General features: G+C 66.9%; 13 protein-coding genes and 1 tRNA gene. 4 read left to right on the top strand and 10 right to left on the bottom strand.

Annotated features, from left to right (window positions below):
• Positions 1–211: 211 nt before the first annotated feature.
• The 4 genes from ACFQXB_RS12815 to ACFQXB_RS12830 form a co-directional block, all read right to left on the bottom strand.
• The gene (locus ACFQXB_RS12815) at positions 212–1519 is read right to left on the bottom strand and encodes a TrkH family potassium uptake protein (protein WP_377404328.1); all 1308 of its coding nucleotides are present in this window, start codon (positions 1517–1519) and stop codon (positions 212–214) included.
• 50 nt (positions 1520–1569) lie between these two features.
• On the bottom strand, positions 1570–2232 hold the full coding sequence (locus ACFQXB_RS12820; RefSeq protein WP_377404331.1) for a potassium channel family protein: 663 nt from the start codon (positions 2230–2232) through the stop codon (positions 1570–1572).
• A gap of 694 nt (positions 2233–2926) precedes the next feature.
• Positions 2927–3000 (bottom strand) — tRNA-Gly (locus ACFQXB_RS12825).
• 101 nt (positions 3001–3101) lie between these two features.
• On the bottom strand, positions 3102–3767 hold the full coding sequence (locus ACFQXB_RS12830) for a hypothetical protein (protein WP_377404334.1): 666 nt from the start codon (positions 3765–3767) through the stop codon (positions 3102–3104).
• A 120-nt stretch (positions 3768–3887) separates the two neighbouring features.
• On the opposite strand from ACFQXB_RS12830, the gene ACFQXB_RS12835 reads away from it, so the two are divergent.
• The 3 genes from ACFQXB_RS12835 to ACFQXB_RS12845 all read left to right on the top strand — a co-directional run bounded on the left by ACFQXB_RS12835 (position 3888) and on the right by ACFQXB_RS12845 (position 6090).
• Positions 3888–4742: a PRC-barrel domain-containing protein gene (locus ACFQXB_RS12835; RefSeq protein ID WP_377404337.1), complete on the top strand. Its 855-nt coding sequence runs from the start codon at positions 3888–3890 to the stop codon at positions 4740–4742.
• Positions 4743–4980: 238 nt separating this feature from the next.
• Entirely contained in the window at positions 4981–5199 is a 219-nt protein-coding gene (locus ACFQXB_RS12840; protein WP_377404340.1) for a hypothetical protein, read from the top strand.
• Positions 5200–5739: 540 nt separating this feature from the next.
• Complete coding sequence (locus ACFQXB_RS12845; protein ID WP_377404343.1) at positions 5740–6090, top strand: RidA family protein; 351 nt, start codon at positions 5740–5742, stop codon at positions 6088–6090.
• Positions 6091–6957: 867 nt separating this feature from the next.
• Here the strand turns inward: ACFQXB_RS12845 and pgi are convergent.
• The 6 genes from pgi to ACFQXB_RS12875 all read right to left on the bottom strand — a co-directional run bounded on the left by pgi (position 6958) and on the right by ACFQXB_RS12875 (position 12963).
• Positions 6958–8556, bottom strand: a complete 1599-nt coding sequence (gene pgi / locus ACFQXB_RS12850) for a glucose-6-phosphate isomerase (protein ID WP_377404346.1) — start codon at positions 8554–8556, stop codon at positions 6958–6960.
• A 37-nt stretch (positions 8557–8593) separates the two neighbouring features.
• Positions 8594–9265, bottom strand: a complete 672-nt coding sequence (gene pgl / locus ACFQXB_RS12855) for a 6-phosphogluconolactonase (RefSeq protein WP_377404349.1) — start codon at positions 9263–9265, stop codon at positions 8594–8596.
• Positions 9262–10716 (bottom strand): glucose-6-phosphate dehydrogenase, encoded by a 1455-nt coding sequence (gene zwf, locus ACFQXB_RS12860; protein ID WP_377404352.1) that lies wholly within the window; start codon positions 10714–10716, stop codon positions 9262–9264. The genes pgl and zwf overlap by 4 nt, the downstream gene beginning before the upstream one ends.
• A 143-nt stretch (positions 10717–10859) precedes the next feature.
• A complete protein-coding gene (locus tag ACFQXB_RS12865; RefSeq protein WP_377404355.1) occupies positions 10860–11444 on the bottom strand; it encodes an HNH endonuclease in 585 nt (194 codons plus the stop codon).
• Between the two features lie 227 nt (positions 11445–11671).
• On the bottom strand, positions 11672–12337 hold the full coding sequence (locus ACFQXB_RS12870; protein ID WP_377404358.1) for an alpha/beta hydrolase: 666 nt from the start codon (positions 12335–12337) through the stop codon (positions 11672–11674).
• The gene (locus tag ACFQXB_RS12875) at positions 12334–12963 is read right to left on the bottom strand and encodes a DNA-3-methyladenine glycosylase family protein (RefSeq protein WP_377404361.1); all 630 of its coding nucleotides are present in this window, start codon (positions 12961–12963) and stop codon (positions 12334–12336) included. Before ACFQXB_RS12875 ends, ACFQXB_RS12870 begins: the two co-directional genes overlap by 4 nt.
• 63 nt (positions 12964–13026) lie before the next feature.
• On the opposite strand from ACFQXB_RS12875, the gene ACFQXB_RS12880 reads away from it, so the two are divergent.
• On the top strand, positions 13027–14247 hold the full coding sequence (locus ACFQXB_RS12880) for an MFS transporter (protein WP_377404364.1): 1221 nt from the start codon (positions 13027–13029) through the stop codon (positions 14245–14247).
• Positions 14248–14264: the final 17 nt, after the last annotated feature.

Here is a 14264-nt window from a genome sequence, read left to right on the forward strand (position 1 = left end):
TTCGCGTCGCCCGACACGCCATGCTGCGCCTGATGTGCCGACCGGAGACCTCGGGACAACAAGGCGCGGCAACTTGTCCCGCCGTCTTTCCGCAGCTGTCAGGCGGGACGTGCCGCCGCCGAATGACGCACCTGCCGGCCACAAGGCGGATCAACCCCGCCTGCAAGGCCTGCGCCTGCCCGAGGCGTTTGCCCGCCTGTGGCCTCTCGGCTCAGCCCAGGAACACCCTGCCTGCCGGATAGCGCACGCGCGGGACCGCACGTGTTGCAAGGAAGAAGCCCAGCGTCAACGGGCCCACGCGACCGAGGAACATGATCGCGATGATGACCGCGCGACCGAAGCCCGAGAGTTCCGCCGTGTAGCCGCGCGACAGGCCGACAGTGCCGAAGGCGCTCGCGACCTCGAAACTCACGTCGAGGAAATGGCCGTCATGCGACGCGGTGAGCAGGAAGATCGCCAGAAAGACGAGGATCACGCTGATCGCGGTCAGCGCCATGACTTTCAGCACCTGGTCAAGGCCGATGCTGCGCCCGAAGGCGTTGAGCTGCTGCTGCCTGCGGAAGAAGGCGATCGTCGCGATGATCATGACGATGAAGGTCGTCACCTTGATGCCGCCGGCCGTGGAGGTCGGCCCGCCCCCGATCAGCATCAGCGAAATGAACATCATCGACGTGCTGTCGTGCAAAGCCGCGATGTCGGTGGTGTTGAAGCCCGCCGTGCGCGTGGTCACGCCCTGGAACCAGCTGACGGTCAGCCGCGCCAGCTTGCTGTCGAATTGCCCGAGCGTGCCCGGGTTGTTCCATTCCAGGATGGCGAACATGGCAACGGACCACGGGATGAGAATGGCCGTTCCCGTCAGCATGATCTTGGTATGCAGCGACCAGGCCCGCCAGCCCTTCTGCGTGAAGATGTCGTGGAGCACGATATAGCCGATGCCGCCGACGATGAAGAGCGCGGGGATGACGGTGTTCACGATCGGGTCGGTCGCGAACGGGATCAGCCCCTCCGGGAAGGTCGAGAACCCGGCATTGTTGAAGGCCGAGATCGAATGGAAGACCGCCTCCCACACGCCTTGCCAGAAGCCGAACCGCGGGATGAAGGTCAGCGACAGCAACATGGCGCCCGCGACCTCGCAGACCAGGACGACCTTGAGGATCGTCCCCACGAGCTTGGTCAGCTGATGCACCGACGCCTGATGCAGGTCTTCGCGCAGATAGATCCTGCCGGTGATCCCGACCGGCAGCCCCAGGGCGCCCAGGATCAGAACGGCGAAGGTCATCAGGCCGAGCCCGCCCATCTGGATCAGGAATGCCACAACCATCTGGCCGAACAGGGTCAGATCGGCGCCGGTGTCGATCACGACCAGTCCGGTCACGGTGACGGCAGAGGTCGAGGTGAAGATCGCATCGGACCAGCTGATCGGCACCCGGTGCGAAACGGGCAGCATCAGGACAGCCGCCCCGATCGTGATCAGAACGGCGTAAAGGGCGGCCAGGATCAGCGGGGGCGGCGTCGTCATGAGGCCACTCATGAAGCGCTTGGGAAGGGATGTCATGGGAAGATGCCTGTTCAGAGCGCGTCGCCGAAGCGGCGCAGCTCGGGCCGCTTGCCAAGCAGGATCAGCTTGTCATCCTCCTCGAGAACCAGATCGGCGGCGTCGCAGGCCCGGTATTCGGTCCCGCGCATCAGCCCCAGAAGGCGAAGGTCGTATTTCGTGCCGACGCCAAGCGACGCGATGTCTCGCCCCTTGATGCGTGCAGGAATGACGATGTTCACCACGCTGAACCCGTTTCCAAGGCTGACATAGTCCTGAACCACGGGATTGTTCAGCATCTGCGCGATGTGCCGGCCCATTTCCTGTTCGGGAAGGATCACGCGATCGGCGCCCAGCTTCGACAGGATGCGGTGATGGGTCCTGTTGGACGCCTTGACCCAGATCGTGTCTATCCCCAGCATCTTGAGATTCATCGTGGTCAGGATGCTGGCCTGGATGTCGCGGCCGATGGCGATCAGCGCGACGTCATACTGGTCGATGCCCGCTTCTCTGAGCGCGACTTCATCGGTCGTGTCGATGATCACCGCCGAGGACAGCGTCGAGGCCATCTGGGCGATACGCCGGTCGTCAAGGTCCACACCGATCACCTGATTTCCAAACCGCGCCAGCTCGGCGGCGACGGCGCTTCCGAACGCTCCCAGGCCGATAACGGCGAACGAGCGGGTCTCCTTGGCCATAGAGAAAACTCCTGATCTGCCAAAAGACCTCAGACGCTGCATCGCGGTAAAAGCAGAGTCAACTGCCTATCTCTCGCGCCAGGATTGCCCAGCCGCGCCGGACCGCCGTCCGAAGCGCCATGGCCAGAGGCGCTGCACCCGCAGGCAGAATGGCTGCCTCGCTCCAGGCTCGGGTGCGGCTGCCGGGGCGCTCTGGCTTCCAGTCCCGGCATCGGGACAGCGACGGCCGCGGCGATCCTGATCGAGATGCCAGAACTCGGCCCGCTCGACGACAAACAGGCGGTTGCGCGCCCGTGACATGTCCGTCCGCAAGCTGGTCCGGGCAGGCGCGCATATGGCGCGGCCGACGCAGCCTGCGAAGGGCGCCCTCCATGCCGGCCTTCGTGGCGCTGCGCTTCATCCCGACCCGAAGCAGAAGCATCAGGACCGAGGAACGCCGGGAACCATCGGAGGACGCCATTACCGCCACCCTGCAAAAGCTGCGGGTCCGGGGCCCTGCTGCGCGGCGACCCGAAATGGCACAAAAGCCGCGTGACCAAAGAGGACCAAAGAGGATACTGCACCATGCCTGCCCAAGGTTCGAACCGGGCAAGGCCGAAGCAAGCCGTCGTGTGGTGGAGAAGGTCAAAGAGGCAATCGGTCAGCGACCGTTCTGGCGCGCGCCTGATCTCGCCCCTGCCTGGCCGACGTGACGTGGAGCGGGTGAAGGGAATCGAACCCTCGTCGTAAGCTTGGGAAGCTTCTGCTCTACCATTGAGCTACACCCGCGACGCAGTTCTGATGCCTGTTTTTCCGCTCGGCGTCAATGGCTTTGCCGCGCCTGCTGCGGGGGTCGTGCCACGCCTGGGGCGCGGGCAGGCCCGACGTGCTCAGCCGGCGGCGGCGCGTGTGCCCTGCCTCGGCGCGACGCGGGGTTCGGGGCGACGGCCGGCGCCGCCTTGGCGCATGGCTTCGACCGTCAGGGCCAGATCCTGCTGTGTCCGGGCCAGCGCCGCCCAGAGCGCCCGGACCTCGGGGCTGCGCGGAAGGGCAAGCCGTTCGCCGAGCACCAGGGGAATGCCCGCCGCGCGCGCCCGTTCCGCCAGGGCGCGGCTGATCTCGTTCTGGCGCCAGGCACCATCGCGAAAGGCCCGTCCCAGCGCCGAATTGCCCAGGATCATGAACTTGGACGGAATATAGGCCGGATAATCGCGCGGCGGCACGATCGAGTCATCGACAATGAAGGTCACGCGCTCGGTTTCCCGGTAGTAGGGCGTGACGTCCAGCAGCGTGCCGTCGGGCTGGGCGATCACGGCATGGTGCAGGATCTCGACAAGATGATGCGGCCAGATCGACACGAGCCAGCCATGCACCACGGCAGCGCCTGATGCCTCTGCCGCCGCGTCGGCATTCCAGTAACACCGCCCTGCAGCCCCGCATGGCTGCGACCGGATCGCCTGCAGGCGGCCGCCTGCAAGCCGCTCGATCCGGCCCCGCAGCGGATTCGCCAGCGGAAACGGCTTGAAGTCCAGTTTCATGTCGGCCCCCACCGTCATTCACCCCCCTTTCGTCGCCCCGCGCGGGTTAATGCCGCCCTAAGACAGCCGGGTTTTTGTCAAGACTGATTAACAACAGCTTGCATCCACGGGCACCCAAGCACCGCAAGAAACCGGTAGATGCAGAACAAGCTGCTGATTTCCTGTCATTTTTTTGGCCTCAAAAATCCGGGCCTTAGCGGATTTGGACCAAAAGCGCGGAACATCGGGCCGCCCGCCCGGTTACCTTGGTCGAACCCCAAACGAGAGGTACATCGAATGAAAAAGCTGTTTCTTACCACCGCTACCGCCGCACTGATCGCCCTTCCGGCCGTCGCGCAGGACACGACGACCACCCCCGACACCGGCGTCGGCACGGGCGTTGACACCGGTGTTGGCACCGGCGTGGATACGGGTGTCGGCACGGGCGCAGGCACCGGCGTGGATACGGGTGTCGGCACGGGCGCAGGCACCGGCGTTGACACGGGTGTTGGCACTGACACCGGCACGGGCGCCGGCACCGGCCTCGACACCGGCACCGGCGTCGGCACGGATACCGGAACCGGCACGGGCGTAGATACGGGCGTGGGCACCGGCACGGGCGTCGATACGGGCACCGGAACCGATATGAACACCGGCCCGGGCATGGGCACTGACACGGGCGTCGACCCCAACGTCGAAATGGACTTCGACACCGAAGGCGCCGAAGGTTCGGTGCAGCTGGCAGATGTCGATCCCCAGGATCTCGAGGGCGCAACCGTCCGCGGCAGCAATGGCGACGAGATCGGCACGGTGAGCGAGGTCCTGACCTTCGACGAGGGCGAAGAGATGATCCGCGCCATCGTGGTTGACCTCGACGGCCGTCAGGTTGAGCTCGACTCGCTCAGCTTCGACGTGGTCGAGGGCGAGAATGGCGACGACTATGCCATCGAGCTGAGCATCGAGCAGGACACCCTGGACGCGATGCCCGACTACGAAGGTGACACCGACGCCTGATCGGGCTTCAGCCCTCGGCTGAGCCTTGCAGAACACCCGAAGGCCCGCAGCAGAACGCTGCGGGCCTTTTGCGGTGCAGGCCGGGCGGAAGGCTGCCGGTCCGACCGCCGCGCCGGAACAAGTCCGCCGCCGCCCGGTTGAGTCCTGCATCCCGAACGGAGGGCGGGCCTGGCTCACACCCGGGCAGGAAGGGCCTTCCCCGGGCACGGGCCCGACGGGAGAACATCAGGAGGACAAGATGGCCAAAGCTGACCGCAAACACTTCGGAGTGGGGCATCAGGGCAAGGGCGACGGCACAGGCGCCATGACCGAGGTGGACAGCGCCGATATCCCCGAGAACATCGTCCTGTCGAATCGTGACAAGGCACAGCACTCGCCCGAACGGGGGCTCGACAGCCGGCATGTGCAGACCGAACAGTACAAGGACCATTCCACGAACCGCCGTTCCGAGGACTGATCCGATTGTGCCGGGCGCTGCAAAGGCGCGCGCCCGGCACAGGCCGGCACGGGAACGCCGGCGCGGCCCCGCACCGGCACCCCGCACCCCCGGCGCCCCCCCTCCATCTGCGCGCGCCGCGACCCGGCCCTGTCACCGCGCGCGCCCATGCAGGAATCTGCCGGCTGCGGCAGGAATGCTCTTCGCCCCGACCTTGCCCCGACAGACCCTGTCCGATCCGCGCGGGCTGCAAAGGCGCCCTGTTCTGCAGCGCCTTCCGGGCCGGCATGAACGGCAGGCCGTCACCCCCCGGTTCCGCGGTTTGTCCCGACGCCGCCGCGGATCACCTGCCCCGACGGGCCTCCCCCCTCTCGCGCCCCGGGCCGGTACGCGCCTCGCCCCGCGAACGGTTCTTGCGCGGCAAGGGCCATGCGGGGCGCAGCCGGGCGAGGGTCGGAAGATGATCGAAGACACGGGGCGCGCAGCGCCCGACCCGCCGCCTCTGGTGCGCCGGGCCCGAAGCAGGTAGCACGAGAGCATCGCAGTATCAGGGAGACAGAGATGAGCGACATCACCCGCCTCGAAACCGGCCCGCGCATGAGCCAGGCCGTCATCCACAACGGACTGGTCTATCTGGCCGGTCAGGTCGGCGCTCCGGGCGCGAGCGTGACGGACCAGACCCGCACCATCCTGTCCGAGATCGACCGCCTGCTCGCCGCCGCCGGTTCGGACAAGACCCGGATCCTCTCGGCGCAGATCTGGATGGCCGACATGGCGGATTTCGCCGAAATGAACGCCGTCTGGGACAGCTGGGTGCCGCAGGGCCACACTCCGGCCCGCGCCACCGGCGAATCCCGCCTTGCGACGCCGGACTACAAGGTCGAGATCATCGTGGTGGCCGCACAGGCCTGACATCTCCGCCAAAAGCTGCCCGGGCGATCCTGCGCCCGGGCGAGAGCTGCAGGCCCGGTCGAGACCGGTCTGCCACCGCCGTGGCGCCTCGGCCAAGGCCGCGTTCAGTCCCCGGCTGACGGGCGCCGGAGCCGCCGACGACGCACGCGATGGGAAGGCATCTGTCCCGCAGCTGTTCATCCCGTACCGCAGCATTCCCCGGGCCGCCACGCAGGGCGCAACGCGACCTGGCTCTGGCAGACCGCATCCCATCCCCCCGGACCGCGCCGAGGACCGTGCGTTCCAGACCGCGGATTGCAGCGGGGATCGGCCGCGCCTTGGGCGCGTCACGGGTTGGCCGGCCGATAGCCCCTGACGCGAGCTGCGCCGGGCGTGGCCTCCGCGCGGCGGGTTCGTATCCGGACGCGCTGGCGCTGCCCATGCGGCAGAGCCAGGCGCGCAACCCGACCGGCCCTGATGTGGCGAGGGCCGCAAGCGGCGGCGCCGTCGCGACGGAAACCTGAGCCGATCCGGAGGCCCCGGGGATGCCGCCAAAGCGGCGCAAGGCTGACCCCGGCTTTGCCTTCCACCCTGGGCCTGACGGCGGGTTCCGATCCAAGAGCCGAGGTCAGGGGCAGCCACGTGCATCCGGGATACCTCTTGGCCCCGGGCGCCCGGGCGCGGGCAACTCTTCCCGGTGGCCAGCACGGATGCCCGGCCCTCATGGGCACGGGATCCCGGCTGCAGGAATTGATGTGCAACCGGTCGCAGACGCGAAGCCAGGCGACGGTCGGGCCGCCTCTCGCAGGGCTCGGCGCCCAGGTGGAGTGCCTCCGACGGCGCCGCAAGCCAGCGGCAATCCCCGGGCCTGGCCGGCCGGGACCTGCCTCAGTGGCCGCGCACGAAGGCCAGCAACTGCCGGGTCGAGCCATCCTTGTCGTCGGGAACCGGCCCGCCCTCGATCATCGGTTGCAGCGCCACGGCCAGTTCCTTGCCCAGTTCGACCCCCCATTGGTCGAAGCTGTTGATGCCAAGGATCACGCCCTCGACAAAGACCCGGTGTTCGTAAAGCGCGATGATCTGGCCCAGAACCTCCGGGGTCAGCTGCGGATAGGCCAGCGTGGTCGAGGGGCGGTTGCCGGGAAAGACCCGGTGGCGGGCCTGACGGTCCAGCTCGGCCCCGGACAAGCCCTTCTGCTCAAGCATCGCGCGCGCCTCCTCCAGGCTGCGGCCACGCAGCAGGGCTTCGGACTGCGCGAGGCAATTGGCGACCAGAAGCCGGTGGTGATGGGCCAGATCGGGTTCATGGCCCTGCGCCGCCAGAAGGAATTCGCAGGGAACGACCCGGGTGCCCTGATGGATCAGCTGGTAGAAGGCGTGCTGGCCGTTGGTGCCGGGCTCGCCCCAGACCACGGGGCCGGAATGCCGGGCGAGATCGCTGCCATCCATTGCCACCCGCTTGCCGTTCGATTCCATCTCGAGCTGTTGCAGATAGGCGGGCAGGCGCAGCAGCCGCTGGTCATAGGGCAGCACCGCACGGGTGGCGTGGCCGCAGATCTGGTTGTGCCAGATGCCGACCAGCGCCAGCAGGACCGGCAGGTTTTCCGCCAGCGGTGCGCTGCGGAAATGGGCATCCATCGCCGCGCCGCCGGCCAGAAACTCGCGGAACCGTTCCGGCCCGATCGCGATCATGAGCGAGAGGCCGATCGGCCCCCACATCGAATAGCGCCCGCCGACCCAGTCCTCGAAGCCGAACACCCGCGCCGGATCGATTCCATAGGCGCCGGTCCGGTCCGAGGCCGAGGACAGTGCCGCGAATTGCGCCGCAGGCTCGGCCACACGCGCCGCCATCCAGGCGCGCGCCGTATCGGCATTTGTCATGGTCTCGATCGTGGTGAAGGTCTTGGAAGCGACGATGATCAGCGTGGTTTCCGGGTTCAGATCCTTCAGCGTGTCCGCCACATGGGCGCCATCGACATTCGACACGAAATGACAGCGCGGGCCGGAATGATAGGGCGCAAGCGCCAGCACCGCCATCGCCGGCCCCAGATCCGAGCCGCCGATGCCGATGTTCACCACATCGGTGATCGCCCCGCCCTGCCCCAGGAAGCGGCCCGCGCGCACATCCTCGGCAAAGGCCTCCATCCGCGCCAGCGTTTCGCGCACCCCCGGCATGACATCCCGCCCATCGACAATGACCTGTGCATCGGGATTGCGCAGCGCGGTGTGCAGGACGGCCCTGCCCTCGGTCTCGTTGATCCGGGCACCGGTGAACATGGCCTCGCGCCGCGCGGCAAGCCCTGCGCCTTCGGCCAGGCCAAGAAGCAGGTCGCGGGTTTCGGCATCGATGTTGGTCTTGGAATAATCGAACAGCAGCGCCCCGAACCGGGCCGAGAATTCGGCCGCGCGCCGATCATCGAACAGCGACAGGATCGCACGCTCCTTCACCGCCGCATGGCGCGACGCCAGATCATCCCAGATACTCATGAACCCCTCATTTCTTCAATTCGCGCAATGCGGGCCGTCATTCGGCCCAGTGGACGGTTGCATCGGCAAGGATCGCCCGGACCGGCGCCTCCATCACGTCAAGCCCCTGGGCGCGTTCCAGCGCCGCGCGCTTTTCGGGGCCGGTGATCAGAAGATGGATGCGCATCGCCTCTTTCAGCACCGGCGCGGTCAGCGTGATGCGGGGTTCGCCCGCCGCCTCGGCCCGCAGCGCCATGACCGGCGGCGCATCCGGGGCCAGCGCCTCGGCCAGCCGGTCGGCGCCGGGGAACAGCGAAGCCGTGTGCATGTCGGCCCCCATCCCGAGCAAGAGAACCGAGATCGGCAGATGCGGGCGGATCTCTTCGGCCAGGTCGTCCAGCGCCTCTTCGGGGGTGGCAGTGTTCAGATGCAGCGGCAGCAGCTGTGCCGCTGCGGCACGGTCGCGCAACAGCCGTTCGCGCAGCAGCCGCGTGTTCGACCGGGGCGAACTTTCCGGCACCCAGCGTTCGTCATTCAGAAGGACCGAGACCCGCGACCAGTCGATATCGGTGCCCGACAGCGTGTCGAACACCGGCCCCGGCGTGCTGCCGCCCGGCACGCACAGCGTCGCGCGGTCCTGACGGCGCAGGAAATCGGCCAGTTCGCCCGCGATCCGGTCGGCAAGGCTCAGCATCATAAGTTCCCGGTCGGGATAGTCGCAGAACTTCATTCCCTGATCTCCCGCCAGCGGCGCCCGTCGCGATGCAGAAGCATCAACGCATCCTCCGGCCCCGAGGTTCCGGCGTCATAGGGCTTGGGCCGGTCGCCCCGCGCCTCCCAGGCGGCGATGATCGGATCGGTCCAGGCCCAGGCGGCCTCCACCTCATCGCCGCGCATGAACAGCGTCTGGTTGCCGCGGATCACATCCATGATCAGCCGTTCATAGGCATCCGGAATGTCGGCGCCCTCCTCGCCCAGTGCCTCGGCAAAGGACATGTCCAGCGGCACCTGCGTCAGCCGCATTCCCCCCGGGCCCGGTTCCTTGATCATCACCTTGAGGTTGATGCCCTCATTCGGCTGCAGCCGGATCACCAGCACGTTTTCCTTCCAGCCTTCTTCCTGTTCGAAGATGGAATGCGGCGGTTCCTTGAAGGTGATCGCGATTTCACTGGCGCGGGCGCGCAGCCGCTTGCCGGTGCGCAGGTAGAAGGGCGTGCCCTTCCAGCGCCAGTTCGAGATCTGCACCTTGAGCGCGATATAGCTTTCGGTGCGGCTTGCCGGATTTTCCGCATCGGCCAGATAGCCCGGCTGGCCCTGCCCGGCCTGATACTGGCCGCGCACGATATGTTCGGGTGCAACCGGATCGAGCGCGCGGATGACCTTGAGCTTTTCGTCGCGCACCGCGTCAGGCTCGAACCGGTTCGGCGGCTCCATCGCGATCAGGCACAGAAGCTGCATCAGGTGGTTCTGCACCATGTCGCGCATCGCACCCGACTTGTCGTAGTAACTGCCGCGCCCGCCCACGCCGACGGTTTCCGCCACGGTGATCTGCACATGATCGACGTATTGGGCGTTCCAGAGCGGCTCGAACAGGATATTGGCAAAGCGCACTGCCATCAGGTTCTGGACCGTCTCCTTGCCCAGATAATGATCGATCCGATAGATCTGCGTTTCGTCGAAATGACGCGCCAGCACGGCATTGAGCTTGCGGGCGCTGTCACGGTCGCGGCCAAAGGGCTTTTCCACCACGATCCGGCTGTCGCCGTCGGCAATGCCGAACTGGTGCAGGCGTTCGGCGATATCGCCAAACAGCGCCGGCGCGACCGAAAAGTAGAAGGCGCGCACCACATCCTTGCGCATCAGCCCCGCGAGGGCGTCCCAGCCACCCTCGCCGCGCGCATCGATGGCGACATAGTCCAGCCCCTCCAGAAACCGCGCCACCACTGCGGCCTCGCGCTTGCCTGGCGCAACGAACTCGTCAAGCGCCTCGGCAACGAAATTGCGGAAGGCCTCGCGGTCCATTTCCGTGCGCGCGGCGCCGATGATGCGGCTGCCTTCGGGCATCTGGCCGGCCAGGAACCGCCGGTAGAGCCCTGGCAGGATCTTGCGGCGGGCCAGATCGCCGGTGCCACCAAAGATGACCAGATCGAAACGATCGACCGGGATTACGCGCGAAACCATCTCTATCTCCGCCTGCGTCTGTTAGCGCTAACGGACACCTAGCAGCCCGCCGGCATCGAGTCTAGCACCGCCCGCGGCACCCACAAGCGCTTTGCCCTGCTCATTCGCCCAAAGGCGGGGATCTGCGCGGGCGTGGCGAAAAATCAGGCATCAAGCTCCTGATCCCAGTAGAGGAAGTCCAGCCAGCTGTCGTGCAGGTAATTCGGCGGGAAGCGGCGCCCGACATTGCGCATTTCCTCGGCCGAAGGCTGGCGCGGCGGACGGCGCAGCGACAGGCCCGACTGGCGCAGCGTCTTGGAGCCCTTGCGCAGGTTGCAGGGCGAACAGGCGGCCACCACGTTTTCCCAGCTGGTGATCCCGCCGCGCGCCCGCGGCACCACGTGATCGAAGGTCAGATCGCCCTTCGCGCCGCAGTACTGGCAGGAAAACTCGTCCCTCAGAAAAAGATTAAAGCGCGTGAAGGCCACGCGCTTTTGCGGTTTTACATAATCCTTGAGCACCACGACCGAGGGTATTCGGATCACCGTCGTCGGACTGCGCACCACCTCGTCATATTCGGCGATGATGCTGACCCGGTCCATGAAGGCCGCCTTCACCGCCTCCTGCCAGGGCCAGAGCGACAGGGGGTAATAGGACAGCGGACGGTAATCCGCGTTCAGCACCAGCGCCGGATAATGCCTGAGCGCGGCTGGTTCGCGCACGAAACTCGTCCTGAAATCCCCGTCCATGATCGACTCCGTTTCCGCCTCGTCTGCCGTGACCGGCACCAAGGCAGGACGAACCCGCCCCAGCTCCCGTCACTATATATGGCGTTTCCCGCCTGACAAGCCCCGCAAGATGCGGTGATCGTCGCAGGCTGTGTAACGTTTGCGTTTGTCATTCATGTGACAGGGCGCCCGGGTCCGGATGCGGGCCACTCTGCCGGCCGCGCCCGCGCGCCAGGGTCCTGCCCGTCTCAGCCCCTGATCCCGAACCGGTCCCGCAGGAACGACAGCGCCAGCGACAGCCCGTCGGGGGCGATCCCATGCGCCGTGCCCTTGGAGACATGACCGTAGACATCGAACCCCGCCGCCTCGAGCGCCTGCGCGGCCTCGGGCAGCGATTGCACCGGCACCACGTCATCGGCATCGCCATGCACCAGCAGCACCGGAGGCCGGCAGCGGGTTTCTGCCGCAAGGCTTTCCGGCGACAGAAGCCGCCCCGAAAATCCGACCACCGCCGCCACCGGCTCGGCCCGGCGCGGGGCGACATGCAGGCTCATCATCGTGCCTTGGGAAAATCCGACAAGCGCGATTTGTGAAGGGGTTAGGCCCTCATCTTCAAGCACCTTGTCAAGAAAGGCATCCAGAAGCCCGGCGGATTTCACCAGCGAGGCGCGCGCCTCGGCCTCGGTGGAATTGTCCATGCGCGGGATCGGAAACCACTGAAAGCCGAACGGATTGTTGCGGCAGGGTTCGGGCGCGTCCGGGGCATAGAACACCGTGTCGGGCAGATGCGGGGCCAGCGGATCTGCAAGGCCCAGCAGGTCGCGCCCATCGGCGCCGTATCCGTGCACAAAGATCACTGCATTGCGCACCTGCCCCGATTTCGGCGCATGCCGGCCAAAGTTCAATCCGCTCATCTGATCCCCTCGCGTTCCTTCGCCACCCGGTAATAGGCCCAGAGCAGCCGCGCGGCAACCGCCCGCCAGGGCGACCAGGCTTCGGCCATCGTGCGCAGCGCCTTTTCGCGCGGCCGTTCGGGCAGGTCGAACAGGATCCGCGCGGCTTCCTGCAACGCCAGATCGGCAGGGGCAAAGACATCCGCCCGCCCGAGCGAAAACATCGCATAGATTTCGGCCGTCCAGCGCCCGATTCCCGGCAGCGCGGTAAGCTGCGTCACCAGGTCTTCGTCGGGCACGAGGCGCAGCGCGTGAAAATCGAGCCCCGCCTCGGCCAGCGCCCGGGCATAGCGGATCTTCTGGCGCGACAGGCCGCAACCGCGCAGATCCTCCTCGGAGGCCAGCAGAAGGCGCGCGGGATCGGTGAACCCCGATGCCTCCAGCCGCGCCCAGATCGCATTGGCGGCCGCCACGCTCACCTGCTGGCTGACGATCGCGCCCAGGACGGCCGAGAACCCGTCGGTGCGCCGGCGCAGCGGCAGCGGCCCTGTCAGGGCAAGCGCCTCGGCAAAGCGCGGCTCGGCCCGGGCAAGCCATTCGGCCCCCTCGGCCACGCAGTCTTCGGTTTCGATGATACGGCCAACCATCGTGCAACCTTAGGCGCAAGAATGGGCCTTTCCAAGCCCCTCGCCCGGCGCTAACGCTTGGGCATGAGCGAGACAGCCCTTCCCCCCGCCTTCGACGGCCGCGCGCGGCGCAACGTGTTCGTGCTGGTGGCTGCACAGGCGATCCTGGGCGCACAGATGCCGATGATCTTCACGATCGCGGGGCTTGCAGGGCAGTCGCTGGCGCAGAACGCCTGCTGGGCCACGCTGCCCATTTCGGCCATGGTCATCGGCTCGATGCTGACGGCGACGCCGCTTTCGGCGCTGATGCAACGCTATGGGCGGCGGGCGGGCTTTGTCATCGGCGCGCTTGGCGGCAGTTTCGGTGCGGGGTTGGGCGCCTGGGGGCTGCTGACAGCCTCGTTCCCGCTGTTCGTGCTGGGGGCGCTGTTTTCGGGCATGTATATGTCGGCGCAGGGGTTCTATCGCTTCGCCGCGGCCGATACCGCTTCGGACAGCTTCCGGCCCAAGGCGATTTCCTATGTGATGGCCGGGGGGCTTCTGTCGGCGGTGGTGGGGCCGCAGCTGGTCAAGGTCACGGCCGAGACGATGGTGGTGCCTTTCCTGGGCACCTATCTCGCGGTGATCGCGCTGAACCTTGGCGGCATGTTCCTGTTCGCCTTCCTCGACATTCCGCGCCCACCCGCCCCTGCGGCCGACGCCCCGCGCGGCCGCAGCCGGATGGAGCTTCTGCGCACCCCGCGCATTGCCGTTGCGGTGATCTGCGCCACCGTGTCCTATGCCCTGATGAACCTGGTGATGACCTCGTCCCCCCTGGCCGTCGTGGGGTGCGGGTTTGAAACCTCGGACGCCGCCGATGTGGTCACCGCGCATGTGCTGGCGATGTATGTGCCGAGTTTCTTCACCGGCCATCTGATCGCCCGCTTCGGGGTCGAACGGATCGTGGGCCTTGGCCTGCTGATCCTTGCGCTTTCGGGGGGTGTTGCGCTGATGGGGGTGGAGCTTGAGCATTTCTTCGCCGCGCTGATCCTGCTGGGGCTGGGCTGGAACTTTGGCTTCATCGGGGCCACCGCGATGCTGACCACCGCCCACCGGCCCGAAGAGCGCGGGCGGATGCAGGGCCTGAACGATTTCATCGTCTTTGGCGGCGTGACGCTGGCCTCGTTCAGCTCGGGCGGGTTGATGAACTGCTCGGGCGGGTCGGTCGAGGCCGGCTGGCAGGCCGTCAACCTGGCCATGGCGCCGTTCCTGGTGCTGGCGGGCGGCGCGCTGATCTGGCTGGCGATGCAGCCCCGTCAGGCCTGAGCCTTACTGCCCATCTG

This window comes from Halodurantibacterium daqingense (genome assembly GCF_042666235.1).
Classification (GTDB): Bacteria; Pseudomonadota; Alphaproteobacteria; order Rhodobacterales; family Rhodobacteraceae; genus Halodurantibacterium; species Halodurantibacterium daqingensis.

What these genes read in the sequence shown, in the direction of transcription:
- ACFQXB_RS12815 (WP_377404328.1), bottom strand. Translation starts at nt 1,519, where the DNA reads ATGACGACGCCGCCCCCGCTGATCCTGGCCGCCCTTTACGCCGTTCTG.
- ACFQXB_RS12820 (WP_377404331.1), bottom strand. Translation starts at nt 2,232, where the DNA reads ATGGCCAAGGAGACCCGCTCGTTCGCCGTTATCGGCCTGGGAGCGTTC.
- ACFQXB_RS12830 (WP_377404334.1), bottom strand. Translation starts at nt 3,767, where the DNA reads ATGACGGTGGGGGCCGACATGAAACTGGACTTCAAGCCGTTTCCGCTG.
- ACFQXB_RS12835 (WP_377404337.1), top strand. Translation starts at nt 3,888, where the DNA reads ATGCAGAACAAGCTGCTGATTTCCTGTCATTTTTTTGGCCTCAAAAAT.
- ACFQXB_RS12840 (WP_377404340.1), top strand. Translation starts at nt 4,981, where the DNA reads ATGGCCAAAGCTGACCGCAAACACTTCGGAGTGGGGCATCAGGGCAAG.
- ACFQXB_RS12845 (WP_377404343.1), top strand. Translation starts at nt 5,740, where the DNA reads ATGAGCGACATCACCCGCCTCGAAACCGGCCCGCGCATGAGCCAGGCC.
- pgi (WP_377404346.1), bottom strand. Translation starts at nt 8,556, where the DNA reads ATGAGTATCTGGGATGATCTGGCGTCGCGCCATGCGGCGGTGAAGGAG.
- pgl (WP_377404349.1), bottom strand. Translation starts at nt 9,265, where the DNA reads ATGAAGTTCTGCGACTATCCCGACCGGGAACTTATGATGCTGAGCCTT.
- zwf (WP_377404352.1), bottom strand. Translation starts at nt 10,716, where the DNA reads ATGGTTTCGCGCGTAATCCCGGTCGATCGTTTCGATCTGGTCATCTTT.
- ACFQXB_RS12865 (WP_377404355.1), bottom strand. Translation starts at nt 11,444, where the DNA reads ATGGACGGGGATTTCAGGACGAGTTTCGTGCGCGAACCAGCCGCGCTC.
- ACFQXB_RS12870 (WP_377404358.1), bottom strand. Translation starts at nt 12,337, where the DNA reads ATGAGCGGATTGAACTTTGGCCGGCATGCGCCGAAATCGGGGCAGGTG.
- ACFQXB_RS12875 (WP_377404361.1), bottom strand. Translation starts at nt 12,963, where the DNA reads ATGGTTGGCCGTATCATCGAAACCGAAGACTGCGTGGCCGAGGGGGCC.
- ACFQXB_RS12880 (WP_377404364.1), top strand. Translation starts at nt 13,027, where the DNA reads ATGAGCGAGACAGCCCTTCCCCCCGCCTTCGACGGCCGCGCGCGGCGC.